A 22,601-nucleotide genomic window follows, 5' to 3' on the forward strand; every position below is an offset into this window, starting at 1 on the left:
TCCCGGTGCGCGGAGCCGGTCAGCCGCGGGCTCGTGCCCCTGGATCCCCCGCGTCCATGCGGCTCAGCCGCGGGACGATGACGACGGAGGTCCGGCCTCGCCCTTGCGGATCCGGGCGGACAGCTCCCGCATGAAGTCCGGGTCGTCGTCGGGACCCTTCGGCCGGACGGCGGCCCGGCGGGTGCCCGTCCGCGYGCTGTACCGGCCGAAGCCGCCATCACGCCGGCTGTCGATGCCCCAGGACGATCGTTGCCCGAAGGCCGGATGGTCGGAGACCGGCCGGCGCAACGGCCGCTCGCCGACGCTGTTCGCGCGAGGTCGACCGAAGAAAAACCATCCGGCGGTGCCGAAGATACCAAGGAAGATCACTGCTACGATCCACGCGAGTTTGGGCATGATCCGAACCTCCTCGGGGGGTGTCCCGAAGACATCGATGATCGCGTAAGCCCAAACACCAATGATCACAAACGTCAGCGCGAGGCCCAGCACCGGCCGGTCGCTCCTTCCTGCTTTTCTTGATCGTTATGTCCGTCTTGACCTGTCAGGTATGGAACATCCGATCCGCGGGCATCTAATCCCCGACCCGTGGCGAAACCCCCGACCCGTGGCGACGTCACGGACGGATGGCGCCACGGACGGGCGACCTCACCAGATGGGTCAGGCGAGCACGTACCGTCCGCTATGGCCCGCGACGGACGTACATGTCGTGGTGATGGCCGGCCCGTGTATCTCTAGTGTGCCTTCCGCGCCGGCTCCTCGTCCTCCCGGTCCGTTATCCGACGAGGYCGTGCCCGGGACGTGACGTGTTGAACTGGGATMGTGACCACCTGTGGGCGGTCGGGCATCCACCCGTGGCGACTGCGAGGATGGAGCTCATGGCCTGGGCGGATCTGCGTGCGTTCCTTGCTCATCTCGAAAGGCGGAAGGATCTGCGCCGCGTCACCGTACCCGTCGACCCGCGTCTCGAGGTCACCGAGATCGTGACCCGGGTGGTACGGGAGCGCGGGCCGGCTCTGCTGTTCGAGTCCCCGGCCGGCGCCGACATGCCGCTGGCGATCAATGTGTTCGGCACCGAGGAGCGGATGGCTGCCGCGCTCGGCGTCGAGGCGCTGGACGACATCGGTGAACGGCTCGGCGCGCTGCTGCGCCCGCAGCTGCCGATCGGCCTGTCCGGGTTGCGTGAGGCGTTCGGCAAGGCAGCGTCGCTCGCCTCGGTCCCGCCCCGCCGGGTCCGGACCGCGCCCTGCCAGGACGTCGTCCTCAAGGGTCCGGACGTCGACCTGTTCCGGCTGCCGGGGGTGCACGCCTGGCCGAATGACGGCGGGGCCTTCCTCAACCTCGGTCTGACGCACACGAAGCACCCCGAGACCGGGGCGCGTAACCTCGGGATGTACCGGTTGCAACGCCATGACGCACGCACCGTCGGCATGCACTGGCAGATCCACAAGGACTCCAACGCGCATCACGCGGTCGCCGAGCGGCGTGGGGAGCGGCTGCCGGTCGCCATCGCGTTCGGGTGCGACCCGGCGGTCACCTACGCCGCGTCCGCCCCCCTGCCTGCCGACCTCGACGAGTACCTGTTCGCCGGTTACCTGCGCGGCGAGYGGGTGGAGATGGTCGACTGCCTCTCCGTCCCGCTGCGGGTGCCCGCGAACGCACAGGTGGTGATCGAGGGCTGGCTCGAGCCGGGGGAGCGGCTGCCCGAGGGGCCGTTCGGCGACCACACCGGCTTCTACACGCCCGTCGAACCGTTCCCGGCGCTGCACGTCGACGTGATGACGATGCAGCGTGACCCGGTGTTCCAGACGATCGTGGTCGGTCGGCCGCCGCAGGAGGACGGTCCGATGGGCAAGGCCACCGAACGGATCTTCCTGCCACTGGTCAGGATGATGATTCCCGAKATCGTCGACTACGACCTGCCCGAGGCGGGGGTGTTCCACAATTGCTGCATCGTCTCCATCGAGAAGCGTTATCCGAAGCACGCGCAGAAGGTGATGAACGCGGTCTGGGGGGCCGGGCTGCTGTCGTTGTCGAAGCTGATCGTGGTCGTCGACGCCGACTGCGACGTGCACGACTACCACGAGGTCGCTTGGCGCGCCTTYGGCAACGTCGACTATGCCCACGACCTGATCACCACCATCGGGCCGGTGGACCATCTCGACCACGCCGCCTACGAGCAGTTCTGGGGCGGCAAGGTCGGTGTGGACGCGACCCGCAAGCTACCGAGCGAGGGTTACCGGCGCGACGGCGGCTGGCCGGAGGAGATCGTCATGGACGAGGCGGTCCGCGAACGGGTCACCCGCCGATGGAAGGAGTATGGCCTGTGACCRTCCTCCGTTTTTCTTGCCTAGCCAGAGGGACAAAAAGGACGCTGGGGCCTCTGGCTGGGCAAGGAACAAGGAGTGGTGATCGCGGTGAGTGACGCCGCGTGGGTGCCTGGCGCGTCGGAGCCGGTCGGGCGAGGGTCGGGAGCCGGCCCGGGACACGCCACCGGCCGGGTACGGGCGTTTCTGCGGCTCGTCGTCATCGAGCACTCGGTCTTCGCGCTGCCGTTCGCCTACATCGCGGCGCTCGCCGCCTCGTTCGCGGATTCCCGGTCGGTGCACTGGTCGGACCTCGCCCTCGTCACCGTGGCGATGGTCGCGGCCCGAACTTTCGCCATGGCCGCAAACCGGGTCATCGATCGCGCGATCGACGCCCGTAATCCGAGGACGGCGAACCGAGAGCTGGTCACCGGCGTGGTCTCGGTGCGTACGGCGGTCGTCGGCGCCGCGGTCGCGCTCGCCGTCTTCCTCACCGCCGCCGCGGCCTTGTCCTGGCTCTGCCTGCTGCTCGCGCCGGTCGCCGTCGCGCCGCTCGTCGTCTACCCCTACGCGAAACGGTTCACCGACTTCCCGCACGCCGTGCTCGGCATCGCCCAGGCGGTGGCCCCGGTCGGCGCGTGGATCGCGGTCACCGGTGAGTGGTCCTGGGCCGCACTGGTGCTCGGCCTTGCGGTCGGTAGCTGGATCGGCGGCTTCGACGTGATCTACGCCTGCCAGGATGCCGAGGTCGACCGGCGCATCGGCGTGCGTGCGGTGCCGGCCCGGTTCGGGGTGCGGGCCGCGCTCATTGGTTCCACGGTTACGCATATGATCACCTTTGCGTTGTTCATCGTCTACGGGCTGATGGACAACGCCGGTCCGTGGTGGTGGGCTGGGCTCGTGCTGACGGCGGCGGCATTCTGCTATGAGCACGCCATCGTGTCCCCGAACGACCTGTCGCGGGTCAACCGGGCCTTCCTCACCGCGAACGGATTCGTCGGCATCGTCTTGTTCCTCTTCGCCGTTGTCGATCTCGCCAGCCGTGGTCTGGCCGTCTGAGCATCGGATTCGTCATGGCCGATGTGTTCAGTGCCCCCGAGGAGGGGGCCGGAGCGCGCCTGCCGTGGGTGGTCGGGGTGAGCGGCRCCAGTGGAACCCCCTACGCGGCCGCGGTGCTGCGTGGCCTGCTGGCCGCTCGGCTGCCAGTCGATCTGGTGCTGTCCCGCGCGGCCCGCCTGACCCTGCTCGATGAGACGGGTATCGCCTGGCGTGACTCCGCCTGGGCGAAAGCCCTGGTCACGTGGCTGTCCATGCCCCCGGGCGGGGTGTCACCTCCGGAGGGTCTGTCGGCGCGGCTGGCCGATCRTGACGTGCTGGCCGATACGGTGTCCACCCTCGTCGCGGTACATGCCCCTGGTGATCTGGGGGCGCCGACGAGCAGCGGTTCGTACCCGACTCGCGGGATGATCGTCGTCCCGGCGAGCACCGCCTGCCTGGCCGGCATCACCCTGGGACTGTCCAAGGATCTGTTGCAGCGGTCGGCGGATGTCACGCTCAAGGAAGGCCGCCGTCTGATCGTCGTCCCGCGGGAGATGCCCTACACCCGCGCGACGCTGCGCCACATGCTGGACCTGCACGACGCCGGGGCGGTGGTGGCCGCGGCGAGCCCGGGGTTTTACGCGGGTGTGCGGACGGCCGGCGATCTCGTCGACTTCGTGGCCGGGCGGGTGCTCGACGCCGCCGACGTGCCGCACACGCTCTTCCGGCGTTGGACCGGCGAGCTCGGCGGCGCCCGCCGTGACCTGGCGGACCGCCGTGACCTGCTGGAGGTCGAGACGGCGCCACCGGCCGGGTGACGTCTGTTCCCCCTGGCGCAGGCCCCACCCGGACAGGCACAGTTGTCGGGAACGGGCCCCGACCGGGGCCGCGGTGCCGGCGGGATGAGGACGATATGGCGACGGGTGGGCGCGGACCGACGAGGAACCGGGGCCGGGGAACCGGTGGGGTGGACGGGGCCACGGCACGCAGATCCGCCTCGGCGCGGCCGGGTCGTCCCACTCGCGCCGAGCGGCCCGCGCCGCAGGACGTGAACCTGCGTGCGCAACTGCCGTATTTCCTGATCCGCGTCGCAGCCCTCGCCGTGATTACCGTGATCCTGGTGGCCGTCGGGCTGAACCTGCTGATGGCGCTGCTCGTTGGGTTCGCTGTCGCCGGACTGCTGACCTGGCCGCTCGGGCGGATGCAGCGCAGGGCCGCACAGCGGGCCGCTCAGCGCCCGGATGCGAGGAACGCCGGGAACGCCGGGAACGCCGGGAACAGCGGGAACAGCGGGAACGCCGGGTAGCCGCGAGTAGTCGGACGCCCCGCCGGATCGCGGGGCGGATCGCGGGGCGGCTGTGACCGGGCAGCCGTGCTCGCCTCCGAGGACACCGAGACCGGCGGGCTAGGCTGGAAGGCATGGATGCTGGGCTCAAGCGGGAGATCGAGGCCAAAGTTTCCGCCGGCGAGAGACTGAGCCGTGCCGACGGGGAGGCGCTGTACGCCAGCGACGACCTCGTCTGGTTGGGCGGTCTCGCCCACGAGGTTCGCACCAGAAAGAACGGCGACAAGACCTTCTTCAACGTCAACCGGCATCTGAACCTGACGAACGTCTGCTCGGCGTCCTGCGCGTACTGCTCGTTCCAGCGCAAGCCCGGTGAGTCCGATGCCTACACCATGMGCATCGAGGAGGCTGTCCGGCTGGCGAAGGAGATGGAGCCGGCCGGGATCACCGAGCTGCATATCGTCAACGGTCTGCATCCGACGCYGCCCTGGCGTTACTATCCGCGCTCGCTGCGGGAGCTCGGCAAGGCGCTGCCCGGCGTCGCCTTGAAGGCGTTCACCGCTACCGAGATCCACTGGTTTGAGAAGATCAGTGGCCTGTCCGCCGATGAGATCCTCGACGAGCTCATCGACGCGGGACTCGAGTCGCTCACCGGCGGCGGCGCGGAGATCTTCGACTGGGAGGTCCGCCAGAAGATCGTCGGTCACGAGACGCACTGGGAGGACTGGTCGCGCATCCACCGGCTCGCCCACGCCAAGGGCCTGCGCACTCCGTGCACGATGCTGTACGGGCACGTCGAGGACCCCCGGCACCGGGTGGACCACGTGCTGCGGCTGCGTGAGCTGCAGGATTCCACGGGCGGGTTCACGGTCTTCATCCCGCTGCGCTTCCAGCACGACGCCGCCGGCGACCCGCGCAACCGGTTGATGAACCAGCCGATGGYGACGGGGGCCGAGGCGTTGAAGACGTTCGCCGTCTCCCGGCTGCTGTTCGACAACGTGGACCACATCAAGTGCTTCTGGGTGATGCATGGTCTCACCACGGCGCAGCTCGCGTTGAACTTCGGCGCCGACGACCTCGACGGTTCCGTTGTCGAGTACAAGATCACGCACGATGCGGACCGGTTCGGGACGCCGCACACCATGACCCGCGAGGATCTGCTCGCAATCATCCGCGACGCCGGCTTCCGCCCGGTCGAGCGGGACACCCGCTACCGGGAGATCCRTGTCTACGACGGTCCCGACCCGGCTCGGCGTGACGTCCCGACCTCGATCGACGCCTGACCGGTGGACCGGATGGGCACCGGGGAGGGGCCGGGGCCGGCCCGCGGATCCGAGGAGTCGCCGGCGCCCGGGGGTTCCGGGCCTGTCCGGCCCCACGGAGCACCCGGCATCGGATCGATCTTTGTGCTGGCCTTCCTGGTGATCCTGTTTCCGGGGGTGGCCGGGTATGTGGTGCTCGACTGGATCGGTCTGCCGATCGGTGCCGCCGGCCTGCTGGGTCTGTTCGTCGTCTTCCTGGGGCTGGGCTTCTTCCCGACCGTGCYGCGCCGGCTCGGCTGGGTGCCGACGAAGAGACGGAGGACGTGATGGCGCAATCGCGTAGGCGGCTGGTTTCGTKGCCACAGCGGGTTTCGTGGCCACAGCGGGCGATGCCCRACTCRCCGACCGAATCGGGCCAGGCGGGCGAGCGCGGCCTGCTCGGCATCAACCTGCGGTACTTCGCGGTACGCGTGGTGCTCTTCGGAGCGGTGCTGGCCGTGGTCCTGCTGCTGGGGGTGAACGGGCTGCTGGCCTTCGCCCTGGCCGTGGTGTTCAGCGGGCTGCTCAGCTATCCCCTGGCGTTGCGCCAGCGCCGCGYGGTCATCGAGGTCATGGAGGAGCGCCGGGGCGGACGGTGTTGACCGGAGCCGGAGCGGACGACGACGGCGATACCCAGGCCCGTCCCCGGGTGGGGCACATCCAGTTTCTGAACTGCCTGCCGCTGTACTGGGGACTGGTCCACTCCGGTGCTCTGCTCGACATCGAGCTGACGAAGGACACCCCGGACCGGCTGAACGACGCGCTGATCGTCGGCGATCTCGATATCGGTCCGATCAGCCTGGTGGAGTACCTCCGGCATGCCGACGAGCTCGTCGTGCTGCCCGACCTCGCGGTCGGCTCCGACGGTCCGGTCCTGTCCGTCGTRCTGAGCACGGCGGCGCCGCTCGCGGAGATCCGGACCGTCGCGCTCGGCTCGACGTCCAGGACCAGCGTGCTGCTCGCCCGGATGTTGCTGGAGGAGCGCCACGGCCTGCGACCGGAGTACGTGACGATGCCGCCGGACCTRCCGTCGATGCTGCGGGAGGCGGATGCCGCGGTGATCATCGGGGATACCGCGCTACGGGCGACCTACGACGCCGAGCGGGGCGGTCCGGACCATCCTCTCCGGCTCATCGATCTCGGTGCCGCCTGGCAGGAGTGGACCGGCCTGCCCATGGTGTTCGCCGTGTGGGCCGCCCGACGGTCCTTCGCCGAACGCCGTCCCGGGGTGGTCAAGGAGGTGCACGGCGCGTTCCGCTCCGGACTCGACCTGGCGCTGCGTGATGTGGACGAGGTCGCGGCGCGGGCGGCCCGTTTTGAGGTGTTCGACCCGGGCACGCTGGCCCGGTATTTCACCACTCTCGACTTTCGGCTTGGTGCGCGCCAGCAGGCGGGGATTATCGCCTTCGCCGGACGTGCCGCGCGGCGAGGTGATGTTCCGGCGCTGCGCGAACTGCGTTTCGCGGACGTCTGAGCGCCACTCAGGCCGGCRGTCGGAACCCCGCTCAGACCGGTGGTCGGAACGCGCGGGAGATACTGGTCGGCGGAATCGGAACCGCTCGGCGCGTACTCGCCGTGGCGAAGCGCGCGATACGGCCCTTTACCAGCGCGATCAACCGGGGCGGGGTGGCTCGCCCGCCCGGCGCGATCAGCATCTCGTCGAGAGTCTCGCCACCGGAATCATCCCCGTCGGCCAGAGCATACCTCGGAGCGCTGGGCTCACCTGGCGGCCCGGACCGTGGGTCCGGTGGCACGGGGGCCCCGGGRCCGTCGCCGGASACGATGCCGGGTTCGGTGCCGGGTTCGGTGCCCTCGCAGACCTGCCGGGCGGCCGCGTCGATGAGGCTGTTGACCGCGAGGGTCCAGGCCCGTAGTCCTTCGTGACCGGTCAGCTCGGTGAACACCGCCGCCTCGAGGCAGCAGGTGCTGGCTCCCGCGAGCTCGTCCACGTCCAACAGGGAGATGGCGAGCAGCCCGGCCAGGTGACCCGCGAGCATGAACAGCCGGAACTGCTGGTGCGGCAGCATGGGCGTGTGTAGCAGGTTGTCGACGACGTTCTGCTGCTCCAGCACCTGGGCGGTGACGTCCTGTGGATCGAGCCGATCGGCCTTGGCGATCAGATCGGCCACCAACCGATCGAGGTAGTCCAGTTCGGTGTCCGACCGGCGGTGGTCGAGCAGATCCGAAACCCGGCGGCGGGACTCCCGCTCCGGATCGGGCCTGCGACGCAGGCGTTCCGCCCGGGCGGCGACGGCTGCCTCACGCAGGTCGATGAGGGCGCCCCCGGCCTCCAGCGCCGCGTCGACTGCGGCGATCACCGGCCGGGAGGGGATGCCTCGGCTGGGCTGTTCGAGCTGACCGAATGTACTGGCGGCTGTAGCCGGTGCGTCGGGCGAGCTCCTCCCGAGAGAGGACACGTTCACAGCGCCGCCGTCGGACCTCAGCGGGTAGCAGGTCTTCGGCGGTCGCCGCATCGTGCCGGCCTCGGCTCCGTTGCCGCATCTGTGACGTCCTTCCGCGTGGCAAGGTCCCGCCTCCCGAGGAGGGAAGCTCAGCAGTCGTGTGCTGTCTCTGCCCGCCCGCCTGACGGTCGCCCGCCCGATGGCCAGCAGAGAGTCACCGATAGTGATCAGATTACTCCAGACTGCACCCTAGTAGACTAGAGGTCAAAAGTCCCATACACATCCAGTTCCAATGATTACTCTCAGCTGTCGGGTGGCAGGCGAAGTTGATCGGCGTCGCGCTTCGTGGTCGACCGATTGATCGTAGCGTGGAAGTCGTCCGTCGTACCGCGCCTCCGTCGAGACATTATGCCGACCTTCTTGGGTTATTGTTGGGAAACGCGAGCGTTGCCACGGAAGTGTTGGCAGAAAGCGGCGGAATCGCCGAGGGCTCGTCCGGACGGGCTATTCCCGCATGGTGTGCTATCGCGGCCGCGTCCAGGCTGCGGTGCTTCGCGACGGTCTGCGGGTATCGGCCTGATGGCCAACGTGGGTCATCCTCGGAAACCATCCTGAATGACGATGCGCGGGGTCGGGCGGGGCGCGTACAAAAGAATGGTGGATACCGGCCGTTCGGTGGATGCCGACACCGTCGGGCTCGTCGGGGAGAAGGCCGTCGGCCTGGCCGGCGGTTCCGCTGTGGGCCGTGGTTCCCCTCCGGGGGAGCAGGTGCCTCCGCCCGGTCCACGGCGCGTCGTCGTCGTTGACGACGCGGACGGCGTGCGCGAACTATTGTGCCTGTTGCTGGAGACCGAACCCGACTTCGTGATCGTCGGCGCCGCGTCCAACGGCGCGGAGGCGATCGACGAGGTCGTCCGCACCGAGCCGGACCTCGTGCTGCTTGACCTGGCCATGCCGGTCCTCGACGGCATCGCCGCCCTGCCGCGGATCCGGCGGGTCGTGCCGCGGGCCACGGTGGTGATTTTCACGGGATTCTCTGAGGATGCGTTGCTCGACCAGGTGCTGGAACTCGGCGCGGACGCCCTGCTGGAGAAAGGGCTGGCCACCGGTCCGCTGGTGGAGCAGCTTCGACGRCTGTGCGCCGTCCACCGGACGATCTGAGCGATCTTGCGACTGGCAGAATTGTTCATTTTCTCCACTGGCATGATAGAGTTTTATGTTCGGTGGCTGTCATGGTTGCCGCATCGGTCGCATCGGCCATGATGGACGATCTCGGGGCTGGCTGTCCGGTTTGTTGCAGTTTGGAGCAGCATGGCGGGTCGAAGTAGGCCGGACAGTGCCCCGACTTGCCCATCGGCCGTACTTCTGTGGAAACATGGGCTCGTGACTACGTGCGCCCTCGCTGGTGGGGTGCCGGTTGGGCAGGCGTCGGGCCTTCCGGTCGATGCCTCCCGCCGGCGCCGGGCTGCGTCGTCCCCCGCGGTGCCGTGCCTGGTGATCGAGCCGATGCTCGTCGCCCGTCTGCACGTCGACCTGCTGCGGGTTTCCAGCGCCGGCTGTCGCCGCCCCCGCTGACGTCTCCGTTCGTGGCGCCCGCTGTCGGCGCCGCGACTTCCTCGCGCACCGAGAGATCTCATGACTTCTCCTGCTCGTCCTGCCCGGTCCGCGCGCCCGTCCCGACCCAAGGGAGCGGGCCAGTGGGCGTTGGGATATTCCGAGCCGCTCAACGCGAACGAGCGGATGAAGAAGGACCAAGGCGGCCTGGAGGTGCGGGACCGCATCCTCAACCTCTACCCGCGCACCGGTTTCGACGGGATCGATCCCCAGGACCTGCGGGGCCGGTTCCGGTGGTGGGGTCTGTACACCCAGCGCCGGCCGGGGATCAGTGGCGGGCGGACGGCGATCCTCGAACCCGAGGAACTGGACGACTCCTACTTCATGCAGCGCATCCGGCTCGACGGCGGCCGGATGACCTCGGATCAGCTCCGGGTGATCGCCGACGTCTCCACCTGCTACGGCCGGGACGTCGCTGATGTCACCGACCGGCAGAACATCCAACTCCACTGGATCCGGATCGAGGATGTGCCGGCGATCTGGGCGGCGCTGGAGAACGCCGGCATGACCACCGCCGAGGCCTGTGGCGACACCCCCCGGGTGATCCTCGGTTGCCCGCTCGCCGGGGTCGACGGTGACGAGATCATCGACGGGAGCGAGGCGATCGACGAGGTCGTCCGCCGGTTCGTCGGCGACCCCACGCTGGCCAACCTGCCCCGTAAGTTCAAAAGCGCCATCTCCGGCTGCGCCGACCACTGCACGTTGCACGAGATCAACGACATCGCGTTCGTCGGGGTCGTCCATCCGGAGCTGGGAGCCGGCTACGACCTGTGGGTCGGTGGCGGTCTGTCGACGAACCCACGGCTCGGCGTGCGGCTGGGCGCGTTCGTGCCGCCGGCGCGGGTTGCCGAGGTCTGGCACGGCGTCGTATCGCTGTTCCGAGACTACGGCTACCGACGGCTGCGCACCCGCGCCCGGTTGAAGTTCCTGGTCGCGGACATGGGCGCCGAATGGGTGCGCGCGACTCTGGAGAAGGAGTACCTGGCTTCGGCGCTGCCCGATGGCCCGCCGCCGGCCCCGCCGCGCAGCGAGGGGCGCGACCACATCGGGGTGCACCGCCAGCGCGACGGCCGCAACGCCGTGGGGTTCGCACCGCGGGCGGGTCGGCTCAGCGGGACCACGCTGAGCGCGGTGGCGGACCTCGCCGACCGGTTCGGGCAGGGCCGCATCCGCGCCACGACGACGCAGAAGCTCGTCATCCTCGATGTCGCCGACGCGGACGTCAACGCGCTGGAGGCCGAACTCGGTGCGCTCGACCTGGTGGTCCGCCCGAGCGTGTTCCGGCGCGGCACGATGGCCTGCACCGGTATCGAGTTCTGCAAACTGGCGATCGTCGAGACCAAGGGTCGGGCCCGCGACCTCATCGACGAGCTCGAACGCCGGCTKCCCGACTTCGACGAGCCGATCGGGATCAACGTCAACGGCTGCCCCAACGCCTGCGCCCGCTTTCAGGTCGCCGACATCGGGCTCAAGGGCTCCCTGGTACCGGACGACGCCACCGGTGAGATGGTCGAGGGCTTCCAGGTCCACCTCGGCGGGCACCTGGGCACCAGGTCGCGGCTGGGCCGCAAGTCGCGTGGTCTGAAGGTGACCGCCGACGGCCTCGTCGACTACGTCGTCGCGGTGCTGGAGACCTACCGGGCGGACCGGACCGCGGGGGAGAGCTTCGCGGACTGGGCGGAGCGGGCCGACGAGGCCCAACTGACGGCGCTCGGTGCCGCAGATGGCTAGCGGTGAGCGGGTGGTGCCCTTCTACTGCCCGTATTGCGGCGAGGAGGACATCGTCCCGGACACGCCGCCGGAGGGCTCCGGCGCGGGACATGGTCACGGGTACTGGGCGTGCCGGTCCTGCCTGCGGGGCTTCCGGCTGAGCCTGACGGCCCTCGCGGTCGCCTCGGGCGGGACCGCCGTCATCACGGGCGGGGCGTTCGGCGCGGCGGAAGAGCAGGCGGCACGGTGATCGGCAATGGACAGCACCCGGGCGGCTGCCCGGTGGACGACCGCGGCATCCGCCTGCGGCGTCGCCGGAGCCGGGTTGCGTGACGACGAGGAGACGAGCTGATGGATGCCGCGTTGCAGGCCCGGGCGCTGCGGGCCGGGGACGACCTCGAGGGCGCGCCGGCGGAGGAGATCCTGCGCTGGGCGGTCGGGGAATTCGGGACGAAGCTGGCGATCGCCGCCTCGATGGCTGAGGCGATCCTCGTGGACATGCTCGCCCRGATTCGGTCCGACGTCCCCGTGGTTTTCATCGACACCGGTTATCACTTCCCCGAGACCGTCGGTACCCGGGACGCGGTGGCCGGAACCTACGACCTGCCGATCATCAGCGCCCGTCCGCAGCTCACCGTCGTCGGCCAGGACGCCGTCTACGGCCAGGACCTCTACCGGACCGACCCGGACCTGTGCTGCCGGATGCGCAAGGTCGTTCCGCTGGATCGGGCCCTGGCGCCCTACCGTGCCTGGGCCGCGGGGTCGCGGCGGGCGGAGTCGCCCAGCCGGGCGAAGCTCCGGGTCGTCGACTGGGACGCCCGACGGGGCAAGGTGAAGATCCACCCGCTCGCGGCTTGGACCGACGAGGACGTCGAACGCTACGTKGCCGAGCACGGCGTCATCGTCAACCCGCTCCTCTCCGATGGTTACGACTCGGTCGGCTGCTGGCCGTGCACCCGGCGGGGCGCCGGCCGGGAGGGCCGGTGGGTCGGTTCGATCAAGACGGAGTGCGGCATCCACTGACCTCCTCGGGCCTGCCGGCTGCCGGTGTTCGAAGGCAACCGAGCAGGTACGGTGCACGCCGTGACGGACGGGCGAAGTGTGGGTGAGGTCTGGCTGGTCGGCGCGGGTCCGGGCGATCCCGGTCTGCTCACCGTTCGCGGCCGTGAGGTGCTGGCGAACGCGGACGTCGTGGTCACCGACCGGCTCGCCGCGGCCGTCCTCCTCGGCGCCGCCCCGGCCGGCGCCGAGATCATCCACGTGGGCAAGAGCCCGGCCGCCCCGTCGTGGACCCAGGAGGAGATCAACGCGGTCCTCGTCGACCGGGCGCGCGCCGGTGCGCGCGTCGTCCGCCTCAAGGGCGGCGATCCCTACATGCTCGGGCGAGGCAGCGAGGAGGCGCAGGCCTGCGCCGCGGCGGGGGTCGCGTGCACCGTCGTGCCCGGCGTCACCTCGGCGCTGGCCGTACCCGCCTGTGCCGGCATCCCGGTCACCCATCGTGGTCTCGCGCAGGAAGTTGCCATCGTCTCGGGGCACCTGCCACCCGGCCATCCGGAGTCGACGGTGGACTGGGCCGCTCTCGCGGCCTCCCGGGCGACCATCGTCATCCTGATGGGGGTGGCGCGTCTCATGGACATCGCCGACGCGCTGCTCACCGGCGGTCGCCCCGAGGCGACGCCGGTCGCGGTCATCGAGCGCGGGGCGACCCCGGCGCAGCGGGTCCTGCGGACCACCCTGGACGCGCTGGCGATCGACGCGATCGCGGCCGGTGTGCGGTCTCCCGCGGTGATCGTGGTCKGAGAGGTCGCGGCGCGCCGGGACGCGCTGGCCTTGGAGGCGGGGCCGCTCACCGGGATCCGGGTACTCGTGGCCCGTACCCGGCCGCGGCCGGGTCTGCTGGCTCGCCGGCTGCGGCAGCTGGGCGCGGATGCGGTCGAGACCGTCGTTGCCCGGCCCGCGCCGGTCGAGGACGCCGGTGCCGCGCTGGTGGCGGCGCTGCCGGGAGCGGGCGGCCTGCTGCTGGCCGATGCGGACGAGGTCGCCGCCGTGGTGACCCTGCTGCGTCGAGCCGGCACCGACGTGCGGGCGTTGGCCGGCCTGACTCTCGTCGCGGCCCGCGAGGACGCCGCGGAAGCGCTTGACGGCCTGGGCCTCGCCTCGGTGCCCGTCGCCGAGCTGTCCACGGATCCGCTGTCCGCGGATCCATCGTCGACCGGTCCCGCCGGTCCCGCCGGTCCCGCCGGTCCGACCGGCTCGTCGCGGGTGCTGATCGCCGGCGCGGCGGACCCGCCGGACGCGGTGTGTTCCCTGCGCCGGGTGCCGCTGCTCACCGACGTGACCGCCGAGCCGGATCCCCGGATCGCCGAGGAGCTCCGGCATGGCGACTTCGACGTCGCGGTCTTCGCGTCGTCCACCGCCGCCCGCGGCACCGCCGAGATCTACGGACCTCTCCCGCCCGATCTGCTCATCGCGGCGATGGGTCGACGCAGCGCGCTGGCCTGCGCGGCGGCGGGCATGCGGGTGGACATCGTGCCCACCGAACCCGGGGTCCATCCGCTCGCGGCCGCCGTCGCGGACTTCGTCGTCACCAGCCGGTCCACCGGCTCGCCTGGGGGTTGATCTTCAGGGTGGCGGCATCGGCTTCGCGGACCAGGAGACGCAGGGTGTCGTCGAGTCGCGCGCGGACCGCGTCGACGACGCTCGCGTGCAGCCCGAGCGGCTCCGACAGCACCCATCGGGTCGTCGGGTGCCGGCACCGGGCGCCCTCCAGTGCCGCCGGGATGTCCCGGCGGGTGTGGTTGCCGTCGAACAGGAAGAACGGGTAGGCGACGATTTCGGTGCATCCCGCGTCGGCCAGCGTGGCGTACCCGGTGGCGATGTCGGGCTGGGCGATTTCAAGGAAGGCGGCTTCGACCGCCCCCCACGTCCATGGCGCGGCGGCATGGCCGGGATCGACCACATGGCCGGGATCGACCAGGAGCCGGTGGGCGAGTTCCCGAACCGTCGCGTTCGCCTCGTCCCGCCGGGATCCGTGACCGATCACCAGTAGACCGCGCATGTTCCCAGYGTGCGCCGCGGGTCCGCCGGTGCCCGGTCGGAAACGGCCACATCCGTCGGCCGCATCCGTCGGCCACGCCTGTCGGYCACGCCCGCCGGGCGCTCAGCCGCCGGTGCCGTCGTCGGAGCTGTGCCCCGGGAAGATCTTTGCCGACGGGTCCACCAGCGGCGCCGCGTTGTTGACCGCCGTCGCGGCCTCCCCGAAACCCGTCGCGATCAGGCGGACCTTCCCCGGGTACTCGGTGATGTCGCCGGCCGCGAAGATCCGCTCGACCCCGGTCGCCATCGTCGGGTCGACGACAATGTGCCGCTTGTCAATGGTCAGATTCCAGCGGGTCAGCGGTCCGAGGTCGGCGGTGAATCCGAGCGCGGCGACGACCGCCTGCGCGGGTCGGACATGTYGGTCGCCGGTGCGGGTCTGCACCAGTTCGACCTTCTCGATCCACTCCTCACCGTGGACCATGGCGACCTCGGTGAAGGTCAGGATCTCGACGGAGGACGCCTCGACCCGCTCGACTGTGGACATATGCGCCCGGAACCGGTCCCGCCGGTGCACGAGGGTGACCGAGCGGGCGATCGGCTCCAGGRCCAGCGCCCAGTCGAAGGCGCTGTCCCCGCCGCCGACCACGATGACGTCCTGGCCGGTGTGGACGTCGAGCTTGGGCACGAAGTAGACCAGGCCGCGGCCCAGATGCGCGGTGCCGGTGGGCAGCGGGCGGGGGGCGAAGGYGCCGAGACCGCCGGTGATGACGACGACCTTGGCGCGTACCCGAAGGCCCTGGCTGCTGGTCACCACCACGGCGTCCGGCTTGTGGGCCAGCTCGGCGGCCTGCTGGCCCAGCAGGTAGGTGGGGGAGAACTGGTTCGCCTGGATCAACAGGGCGTCGATCAGTTCCCGCCCCCGGACGGCCGGCAGACCCGCGATGTCGTAGATCACCTTCTCCGGGTACATCGCGGTGACCTGACCGCCGGCCTCGGGCAACGAGTCCATGAGCGCGACCGACATGCCGCGGAATCCGGCGTAGTAGGCGCCGTAGAGACCGGCCGGACCGGCGCCTACGATCAGCATGTCGACGTCGGTGTCGACCGGGGACGTCCCCGACCGCACGGCGCCGGTGACGCTCGCTCCGGCCGCGGGGTCGGTCTCCGTGACCGCGTTCGCGGGCTGGTGCGCATCGGCGGACTGCGTGACCACGGGTGACTCCCTAGGCTTGGCGGCCGACCGGCGCTGTCGGGGCAGCCGGTCGGTAGCAGTGGATGTTCCCTCCCTCATCCTGCCKGAGACACACCTCACCCGCCTTCATCCGCGGAATGGTGAGTCGTCGACCACCTGTGGTTGTTGTCGACCACCTGCGGTCTCCTCGGATACGGCTGGCGGGAACGATCGGATCCGCCGCGTCGGCTGGCGGACAACGCTCGACATCGATTTACTCGAGAGGGTTAGCGTGACTTCCGCGCCGTTGYGGATGCCCGTAGGGACTGGGCGACGACGGACTGTGGCGTGATGATGGGTTCATCTCCCTGCACGGGGAGACAATTGCGGCACCGGTGACGGCTCCCAGGCCGGAACGGTACCTGGGCCRCGGCCGGAGGTATAACACGGGCGGGAGAACAGTGACGGAACGATCGGCGCGTCGGGTTTCGCCTATCGGCGGATATCCGGCCGAGGCGCCGCATCCCGATGATCCGACCACGATCGGTGTTTACCAGGTCGTCGGTCGRCTGGGCGCGGGTGGGATGGGAACGGTGTTCCTCGCCCAGGACGCGGCCGAGAAGTTCGTTGCGATCAAGGTGATCAGGTCGGACCTCGCCGCCGACCCGGAATTCCGGGCACGTTTCCGGGACGAGGTGGCGGCCGCTCGGCGGGTCGCGCCCTTCTGCACCGCCCAGGTACTCGACGCCGATCCCGACGCGCGTCGTCCTTATCTGGTCACGGAGTACATCGACGGCGTCCGGCTTGATCAGGCCGTCACCGAGTCCGGTCCGCTGCCGCTGTCGACACTGCAGGGCGTGGCGGTCGGCGTGGCGTCCGCGCTCACCGCCATCCACCGGGCCGGCATCGTGCACAGGGATCTCAAACCGAGCAACGTCATGCTGTCGTACTCCGGCCCCCGGGTCATCGACTTCGGGATCGCCCGCACGCTCGACATGACGAAGGGCCGCACCCAGACGGGTCTGGTCCTCGGCTCGGTCGGCTGGATGGCGCCCGAGCAGATGGAGGGCGCTGCGCTCGGTCCGGCGGTCGACGTCTTCGCCTGGGGACTGCTGATCGGCTACGCGGCCACCGGCGGTCACCCCTACGGCCACGGCACCTACCTGGAGATGTCGGAGAAGATCCTGACGGGTCAGCCGGACCTGCGGGCCATGCCGCCGGATCTCACGCCGATCGTCCGGTCCGCGCTCGCCCGCGACCCCCGGGACCGGCCCTCCACCGAGAACCTGCTGCTCACCCTACTCGGCGAACGCGGCCGGGCCGGTGACGCGCGGGACGCCGCGACCGCACTGCTCGACGGGACCTGGCCACGGGGGCGCAGTACCGCCGGGGCTGGGGCGGCCGCGCTCGCCGGGGGTGCCGGGGCCGGTTGGCCGGATCCGACCCACGTTGCGACCCCGTATGAACAGCGGCGCTGGTGGGAGAATGAGCCCCGGCCCCTCGGCGGCGACCGTTGGTGGAACGACTCGGCCCGCGACAGGCCCCCGCCGGCCGGTCCGCCTGTGCCGCCACCCGCGCTGGCACCGCCACCGGCCGCCGACCGTGCCGCGGGCCCGCGGCACGGGGTGCCGCGGGCCCGTCGACGGCGCCGCGGCGGATTCGTCCAGTACGACGATGAGGCCGACGGGAACGGCCACCGATCGGGTTTCGACAATTCCGGCGAGGGGGGCCATCCGCCGCCGGCGCCGGACGCCCGCCCGAGGCACGGCGGCCAGCCCCGGGTGGATTCTCCGCACGCCGGTCAGCCCTACCCGGACCAGGCCCACGCGGGTCGGCCCTACGCCGGTCGGCCCTACGCCGGTCAGCCCTACGCCGGCCGTGCCGCGGAGGCGGCACCGTCTCCCCAGGCGCCGGCCCGGCCCCGCCCCGTGGCCCAGCAGCGGCCCCCGTCGGCGCCCGCGGGTCCCGCGCCTGCCCCGGCCCCGCGGGTGGCCGAGGCGCGGCCGGCGCCGCGCGGACGCGCGCCGGCTCCCTACGCCGAATCGGTGCCGCGACCGCGTCCCCGGCGTCGGTTCCGGCTGCGGATCCCTTTCAAGCGCACGATCCTGTTCGTTCTTGTCGTCCTGCTGCTGCTCTCCGCGGCGGACCAGATCGCCTTGATGGTCGACGAACAGCGCCAGCGGTTGTGGAACAAGGTCGTCACGTCCGTCAAGGATGACACCCATGACCAGCTCGACAGCCTGTGGAACCGGGTGAGGGACACGTTCGGYGGCTCCTCGGGCGGGTCGTCGAACGGGTGACCGGCAGGCGTAAACCCCTGCCCGGATAGGTACACCGTTGTCATGGCCAGTTTCTCGAACAAGATCACGGACTTCCTACACAGCCCGAAGACCAAGGAGATGGTCAACAAGGCCAAGGCCGCGGCCAACCGGCCGGAGAACCGGGCCAAGATCAAGCAGCTCCAGGCGAAGCTCACCAGCCGCGGCCACGGTCACCACGACGCCGGTCCCGCCAGCCCGGCCGGCTCCTCGACAGCCGGCTACACTGACGCCACCCGTGGTGGCTCCAGCCCGGTGGACCCGAGGACGCGATCCGGACACTGACCGTTCATCCCCCGCGTCGCGCCGAAGGCTCCGACGGCTACCCTGGGAGGATCGCCGAAGGTGATTCGACGGAGACCCCGGACGGCGCCCGATGCCAGGGGTCCCCGCGTCGCGCCGAAGGCGCTACGCGGGGAGGGCCGTATGGATGTCGATGGTGAGATTCCGGTGGGTCGGGGTGGTGGCGAGATCCGGTCTGTGCTGGACCGGGCCGCAGCCGGCGGGCGTATCTCCGCGGAGGAGGCGCTGCTCCTCTATACGAGGGCGCCGCTGCACGCGCTCGGCGGCGCGGCGGACACGGTCCGTCGGCGCCGTTTCCCCGATGGCATCGCGACGTACATCATCGACCGGAACATCAACTACACGAATGTCTGCGTGACCGCCTGCCGGTTTTGCGCCTTCTACCGCGCTCCGAAGCATRCCGAGGGCTGGGTCCGCGACGTCGAGGACATCGTCGCCAAGTGCGGGGAGGCGGTCGAGCTCGGCGCCACGCAGATCATGCTGCAGGGCGGGCACCATCCCGACTTCGGCATCGAGTGGTATGAGCGTACCTTTGCCGCCATCAAGAAGGCATATCCCCAGTTGGCGCTGCACTCGCTGGGCGCCAGCGAGGTTGTGCACATCGCCCGGACGTCCGATCTGACTTTTCCCGAGGTCATTACCCGGCTGCGGGACGCGGGCCTGGACAGCTTCGCGGGCGCGGGAGCGGAGATTCTCACCGAACGGCCCCGGCAGGCGATCGCTCCGCTGAAGGAGCCCGGTCACGTCTGGCTGTCCGTGATGGAGACCGCCCACAACCTCGGCCTGGAATCCACCGCCACCTTCATGATGGGCACGGGGGAGACGAACGCCGAGCGCATCGAACACCTGACGATGATCCGGGACGTCCAGGACCGGACCGGCGGGTTCCGTTCGTTCATCCCCTGGACCTACCAGCCGGAGAACAATCATCTCGGCGGGCGCACCCAGGCGACGACCCTGGAGTACCTCCGCCTCGTCGCGGTCGCGCGGCTGTTCTTCGACAACATCACGCACCTGCAGGGCTCCTGGCTGACCACCGGCAAGGAGATCGGCCAGCTCACCCTGCACATGGGCGCCGACGACCTCGGCTCGGTGATGCTGGAGGAGAACGTCGTCTCCTCCGCCGGGGCGCGCCACCGCACCAACCGGTCGGAGCTGATCTCCCTGATCCGTGCTGCCGGCCRCATCCCCGCTCAGCGCGACACCCGCTACCAGCACCTCGTCGTGCACCGCGACCCGGCGCAGGACCCGGTTGACGACCGGGTGGCCTCGCACTTCTCCTCCACCGCGCTACCGCTCATCTCCGCGTAGCCGGGCGCACCATACAGTGACCGGGTGAGTGACCCCTCCGGATTCGCGGTCCCGTCCCCGACCGGGCCGAAGATMGAACTCCACGTCCATCTGGAGGGCACGGTCCGTCCCRCCACCCTGCTGGAGATGGCGCGCCGCAACTCCGAGGCGCTGCCTGCCCGCACGGTCGAGGGCCTCGCGGACCTCTACCGCTTCCGCGACTTCGACCACTTCCTGAAGGCCTGGATCCTCACCACCCACGTGATGCGGACGGAGGCCGACTTCCGCCAGGTGGTCGTCGACTACGCCGCCGAGGCGGCCCGGGCGGGCGCCGTCTACCTGGAGGGCATCTTCTCGCCCTGGTTCCGGGTCCATCGGGGGGTCCGCGTCGAGGAGATCTTCCACGGCTACGCCGACGGGGCGATCGAGGCCCGGGAACGCTATGGCGTCGAGGTGCGCCTCACCCCGGACATCGAGCGGGTGCTGCCGGTCGAGGCCGCGATGGAGGTGGCGCGGTGGGCGGTGCGGTTCGCCGATCGCGGTGTCGTCGGCATTGGGCTCGGCGGACCGGAGGTCGGTCATCCCCCCGAGCCGTTCGCGCCGGCGTTCGCACTGGCCGCCGACGGCGGGCTCGCCGCGGTCCCGCACGCGGGGGAGACGGCGGGCCCGGTGTCCGTACGGGGCGCGCTCGACGCGCTGGGAGCCAGGCGGATCCGGCATGGGATCCGGGCCGCCGAGGACCCCGAGCTGATGCGACGGCTGGTCGATCAGGGGATCGTGCTGGACGTCTGCCCGGTGTCCAACCTGCGGACTCGGTCGGTGGCATCCCTCGACGACCACCCCTTGGCGGCGTTGCTGCGGGCCGGGGTCGCGTGCTCGCTTGCCACCGACGATCCCGCTATGTTCGGCACCGATCTGGAGACGGAGCACGCGGTCGCGGCAGGGCTCGGTGCCCGGGCCCGCGACCTGTACACCGCCGGGGTCGCGGGCGCGCTGTGCGACGAGCCGACCCGCACGCGGCTGCGGCGGATYGGCGAGAGCACCGACTGGGACACCGTCGAGAGGGCCGCCCGCGACGCCTCGGCGGCGGCCTCGGCGCGGTTCGGCGGCGGGGAAGGGGCATGGTGAGCGGGGAAGGGGCATGGTGAGCAGAGCGGGACTCGACAAACGTCCGCGGGACGTCGCGTCGATGTTCGACGGGGTGGCCAACCGGTACGACCTGACCAACACCGTGCTCACCGGCGGGCTCGACCGGACCTGGCGGCGCGCCGCGGCGGGCGCGCTGGACCTGCGGCCGGGGCTTCGGGTCCTCGACCTCGCCGCCGGGACGGCGACCTCGTCACGAGCCTTCGCTCTCGCCGGGACCGATGTGGTGGCCTGTGACTTCTCCCTGGGGATGCTGCGGGCCGGGCAGCGTCGGCTGGCGTCGCGGCCGTTGCCGGGGGAGGCTGGGCGGATCCTGCTGACCGCCGGGGACGGGCTGCGGCTGCCGTTCCGGGACGAGACCTTTGACCGGACGACGATCTCGTTCGGTCTGCGCAACRTCGCCGACACGTTCGGCTGCCTCACCGAGCTGCGTCGGGTGACCCGTCCGGGCGGGATGCTCGTGGTGTGCGAGTTCAGCCGCCCGGTCTGGGCGCTCTGGCGGACGGTCTACGTCGAGTACCTGATGCGGGCCTTGCCGGCCGTGGCCCGCGCGGTGAGCAACAGCCCGGACTCGTATGTCTATCTCGCCGAGTCGATCCGGGCCTGGCCCGCCCAGGCGGAGCTGGCTGGCCTGCTGCGGGAGGCGGGCTGGTCCCGGGTCGGCTGGCGCAACCTCACCGGCGGCGTGGTGGCGTTGCACCGGGGTCACGCCCCGGACTGACGGTCCTGGACCGGTCATGGTGCTGGACCGGTCATGGTGCTGGACCGGCCGGCGCCACGGCAGGCGGGGTGGGCTCAGCCGGGAACATGCGAGTCGAACCAGGTCAGCATGCGTGACCAGGCGTCCTTCGCCGACGGGCCGTGGTAGGCGCCGGCGCGGGCGTCGTTGTGGAAGCCGTGCCCGGCCTGTGGGTAACGGACGATCTCGGCGGGCACGGACGCCTTCCGTGTCGCCGCCCGCAGGTCCTCCACCTCCGAAGCGAGGATGCTCGGATCCTGGTCGCCGTACAGGCCGAGCCACGGTGCCTGCAGGCGGTCGGCGAGATCCAGCTGGGCGGGTTCCCCGAAGCGGCGCATGGTGATCCCGCCACCGTAGAAGGTGCTCGCGGCGCCGAACGGCCGGGCCACCGCAGCCTGGAAGGCGATGCTCCCGCCGACGCAGAAGCCCACGACGGCGCAGCGGTCGATGGYGGTGCCCTCCTCGGCGAGGATGGCCAGCGCGGCGTCGATGTCGGCGAGAAGGTCGGTGCCGTTGAGCTCATCGAGGATCTTCACCGCGGAGGCGAGGTCGTCGTAGTCGAAGACGGGCGAGCCCGCGCGGTGGAACAGGTCGGGGGCGATGGCCCGCCAGCCCGCGCGCGCGAACCTCGAGCAGACATCGGTGATGTGCTCGGTGAGGCCGAACGCCTCGTGGAGGACGACGACGCCRCCGCGTGCGGGACCATCGGGTTCGGTGAGCGTGGCCGGGGCGGGCCCGTCGGGGGTGGGGATGACGACGGTCTCTGCGGTGGTCATCGCGTTCTCTCGTTCCCAGTCCGTGCTGCTTTGGGTGACGGTGTTCGGGTGACGGCGTTCGGGTGATGATGCGTCCGTGTCGTCGGGACACCGGCGGCGACCGCGGACGAGCCACCGCGTTTCGGGTGACCTGTGGAGGGACTACCCCGCACGGGCGCTGATCCCA

The 22,601-nt window shown here is 70.6% G+C and carries 23 protein-coding genes and 1 pseudogene; 19 read left to right on the plus strand and 5 right to left on the minus strand.

What is annotated here, in order from left to right:
* Positions 1-63 precede the first annotated feature (63 nt).
* Positions 64-489 (minus strand): PLD nuclease N-terminal domain-containing protein, encoded by a 426-nt coding sequence (locus Manayef4_RS14535; protein ID WP_070131938.1) that lies wholly within the window; start codon positions 487-489, stop codon positions 64-66.
* A 386-nt stretch (positions 490-875) separates the two neighbouring features.
* On the opposite strand from Manayef4_RS14535, the gene Manayef4_RS14540 reads away from it, so the two are divergent.
* The 8 genes from Manayef4_RS14540 to Manayef4_RS14575 all read left to right on the plus strand — a co-directional run bounded on the left by Manayef4_RS14540 (position 876) and on the right by Manayef4_RS14575 (position 7,401).
* Positions 876-2,327, plus strand: coding sequence for a menaquinone biosynthesis decarboxylase (locus tag Manayef4_RS14540; RefSeq protein ID WP_070132025.1), 1,452 nt, complete (start codon positions 876-878; stop codon positions 2,325-2,327).
* A gap of 75 nt (positions 2,328-2,402) precedes the next feature.
* Positions 2,403-3,362 carry a menaquinone biosynthesis prenyltransferase MqnP gene (mqnP, locus tag Manayef4_RS14545; RefSeq protein ID WP_011434976.1) on the plus strand — a complete coding sequence of 320 codons (960 nt, stop codon included), beginning with the start codon at positions 2,403-2,405 and terminating at the stop codon, positions 3,360-3,362.
* Between the two features lie 14 nt (positions 3,363-3,376).
* On the plus strand, positions 3,377-4,159 hold the full coding sequence (locus Manayef4_RS14550; protein WP_070131939.1) for a UbiX family flavin prenyltransferase: 783 nt from the start codon (positions 3,377-3,379) through the stop codon (positions 4,157-4,159).
* Positions 4,160-4,254: 95 nt separating this feature from the next.
* Positions 4,255-4,647: a hypothetical protein gene (locus tag Manayef4_RS23110; protein ID WP_011434978.1), complete on the plus strand. Its 393-nt coding sequence runs from the start codon at positions 4,255-4,257 to the stop codon at positions 4,645-4,647.
* 113 nt (positions 4,648-4,760) lie between these two features.
* The gene (gene mqnE, locus Manayef4_RS14560; RefSeq protein ID WP_070131940.1) at positions 4,761-5,909 is read left to right on the plus strand and encodes an aminofutalosine synthase MqnE; all 1,149 of its coding nucleotides are present in this window, start codon (positions 4,761-4,763) and stop codon (positions 5,907-5,909) included.
* A gap of 12 nt (positions 5,910-5,921) precedes the next feature.
* A complete protein-coding gene (locus Manayef4_RS14565; protein ID WP_070132026.1) occupies positions 5,922-6,215 on the plus strand; it encodes a hypothetical protein in 294 nt (97 codons plus the stop codon).
* Positions 6,216-6,277: 62 nt separating this feature from the next.
* Positions 6,278-6,529, plus strand: a complete 252-nt coding sequence (locus Manayef4_RS14570) for a DUF4229 domain-containing protein (RefSeq protein WP_254665663.1) — start codon at positions 6,278-6,280, stop codon at positions 6,527-6,529.
* On the plus strand, positions 6,523-7,401 hold the full coding sequence (locus tag Manayef4_RS14575) for a menaquinone biosynthesis protein (RefSeq protein ID WP_011434982.1): 879 nt from the start codon (positions 6,523-6,525) through the stop codon (positions 7,399-7,401). Before Manayef4_RS14570 ends, Manayef4_RS14575 begins: the two co-directional genes overlap by 7 nt.
* Before the next feature lie 31 nt (positions 7,402-7,432).
* Here Manayef4_RS14575 and Manayef4_RS14580 read toward each other — a convergent pair.
* Positions 7,433-8,429 (minus strand): annotated as a pseudogene (locus tag Manayef4_RS14580) (helix-turn-helix transcriptional regulator).
* Positions 8,430-9,004: 575 nt separating this feature from the next.
* On the opposite strand from Manayef4_RS14580, the gene Manayef4_RS14585 reads away from it, so the two are divergent.
* The 6 genes from Manayef4_RS14585 to cobA all read left to right on the plus strand — a co-directional run bounded on the left by Manayef4_RS14585 (position 9,005) and on the right by cobA (position 14,272).
* Entirely contained in the window at positions 9,005-9,490 is a 486-nt protein-coding gene (locus tag Manayef4_RS14585; RefSeq protein ID WP_035729690.1) for a response regulator transcription factor, read from the plus strand.
* 222 nt (positions 9,491-9,712) lie between these two features.
* A complete protein-coding gene (locus Manayef4_RS14590; RefSeq protein ID WP_035729528.1) occupies positions 9,713-9,904 on the plus strand; it encodes a putative leader peptide in 192 nt (63 codons plus the stop codon).
* Positions 9,905-9,964: 60 nt separating this feature from the next.
* Positions 9,965-11,674 carry a nitrite/sulfite reductase gene (locus Manayef4_RS14595; protein ID WP_011434985.1) on the plus strand — a complete coding sequence of 570 codons (1,710 nt, stop codon included), beginning with the start codon at positions 9,965-9,967 and terminating at the stop codon, positions 11,672-11,674.
* Positions 11,667-11,903, plus strand: coding sequence for a hypothetical protein (locus tag Manayef4_RS14600; protein ID WP_011434986.1), 237 nt, complete (start codon positions 11,667-11,669; stop codon positions 11,901-11,903). Before Manayef4_RS14595 ends, Manayef4_RS14600 begins: the two co-directional genes overlap by 8 nt.
* Before the next feature lie 101 nt (positions 11,904-12,004).
* On the plus strand, positions 12,005-12,676 hold the full coding sequence (locus tag Manayef4_RS14605; protein ID WP_070131942.1) for a phosphoadenylyl-sulfate reductase: 672 nt from the start codon (positions 12,005-12,007) through the stop codon (positions 12,674-12,676).
* A gap of 60 nt (positions 12,677-12,736) precedes the next feature.
* Positions 12,737-14,272: a uroporphyrinogen-III C-methyltransferase gene (gene cobA / locus Manayef4_RS14610; protein WP_070132027.1), complete on the plus strand. Its 1,536-nt coding sequence runs from the start codon at positions 12,737-12,739 to the stop codon at positions 14,270-14,272.
* Here cobA and Manayef4_RS14615 read toward each other — a convergent pair.
* Both Manayef4_RS14615 and Manayef4_RS14620 read right to left on the minus strand, forming a co-directional pair.
* The gene (locus Manayef4_RS14615; protein ID WP_011434989.1) at positions 14,238-14,711 is read right to left on the minus strand and encodes a CbiX/SirB N-terminal domain-containing protein; all 474 of its coding nucleotides are present in this window, start codon (positions 14,709-14,711) and stop codon (positions 14,238-14,240) included. The genes cobA and Manayef4_RS14615 overlap by 35 nt on opposite strands.
* 102 nt (positions 14,712-14,813) lie before the next feature.
* Positions 14,814-15,779 (minus strand): NAD(P)/FAD-dependent oxidoreductase, encoded by a 966-nt coding sequence (locus tag Manayef4_RS14620; RefSeq protein ID WP_070132028.1) that lies wholly within the window; start codon positions 15,777-15,779, stop codon positions 14,814-14,816.
* Between the two features lie 545 nt (positions 15,780-16,324).
* On the opposite strand from Manayef4_RS14620, the gene Manayef4_RS14625 reads away from it, so the two are divergent.
* The 5 genes from Manayef4_RS14625 to Manayef4_RS14645 all read left to right on the plus strand — a co-directional run bounded on the left by Manayef4_RS14625 (position 16,325) and on the right by Manayef4_RS14645 (position 21,641).
* Positions 16,325-18,163 carry a serine/threonine-protein kinase gene (locus Manayef4_RS14625; protein ID WP_011434991.1) on the plus strand — a complete coding sequence of 613 codons (1,839 nt, stop codon included), beginning with the start codon at positions 16,325-16,327 and terminating at the stop codon, positions 18,161-18,163.
* Positions 18,164-18,205: 42 nt separating this feature from the next.
* The gene (locus tag Manayef4_RS14630; RefSeq protein ID WP_011434992.1) at positions 18,206-18,466 is read left to right on the plus strand and encodes a hypothetical protein; all 261 of its coding nucleotides are present in this window, start codon (positions 18,206-18,208) and stop codon (positions 18,464-18,466) included.
* Positions 18,467-18,607: 141 nt separating this feature from the next.
* On the plus strand, positions 18,608-19,795 hold the full coding sequence (gene mqnC / locus Manayef4_RS14635; RefSeq protein ID WP_070131943.1) for a cyclic dehypoxanthinyl futalosine synthase: 1,188 nt from the start codon (positions 18,608-18,610) through the stop codon (positions 19,793-19,795).
* Between the two features lie 24 nt (positions 19,796-19,819).
* A complete protein-coding gene (gene add, locus Manayef4_RS14640; protein ID WP_070131944.1) occupies positions 19,820-20,902 on the plus strand; it encodes an adenosine deaminase in 1,083 nt (360 codons plus the stop codon).
* Between the two features lie 16 nt (positions 20,903-20,918).
* Positions 20,919-21,641, plus strand: coding sequence for a demethylmenaquinone methyltransferase (locus tag Manayef4_RS14645; protein WP_070132029.1), 723 nt, complete (start codon positions 20,919-20,921; stop codon positions 21,639-21,641).
* A gap of 74 nt (positions 21,642-21,715) precedes the next feature.
* Here the strand turns inward: Manayef4_RS14645 and Manayef4_RS14650 are convergent, their stop codons facing one another.
* Positions 21,716-22,435, minus strand: coding sequence for a dienelactone hydrolase family protein (locus Manayef4_RS14650; RefSeq protein WP_070131945.1), 720 nt, complete (start codon positions 22,433-22,435; stop codon positions 21,716-21,718).
* Between the last annotated feature and the right edge of the window lie 166 nt (positions 22,436-22,601).

It is taken from the genome of Frankia sp. CgMI4 (genome assembly GCF_001756285.1).
GTDB lineage: Bacteria > Actinomycetota > Actinomycetes > Frankiales > Frankiaceae > Frankia > Frankia casuarinae.

Bases quoted from the DNA above. Each gene is read 5' to 3' on its own strand.
- Manayef4_RS23110 (WP_011434978.1), top strand. From the start codon at position 4,255: ATGGCGACGGGTGGGCGCGGACCGACGAGGAACCGGGGCCGGGGAACC.
- Manayef4_RS14600 (WP_011434986.1), top strand. From the start codon at position 11,667: ATGGCTAGCGGTGAGCGGGTGGTGCCCTTCTACTGCCCGTATTGCGGC.
- Manayef4_RS14615 (WP_011434989.1), bottom strand. From the start codon at position 14,711: ATGCGCGGTCTACTGGTGATCGGTCACGGATCCCGGCGGGACGAGGCG.
- Manayef4_RS14630 (WP_011434992.1), top strand. From the start codon at position 18,206: ATGGCCAGTTTCTCGAACAAGATCACGGACTTCCTACACAGCCCGAAG.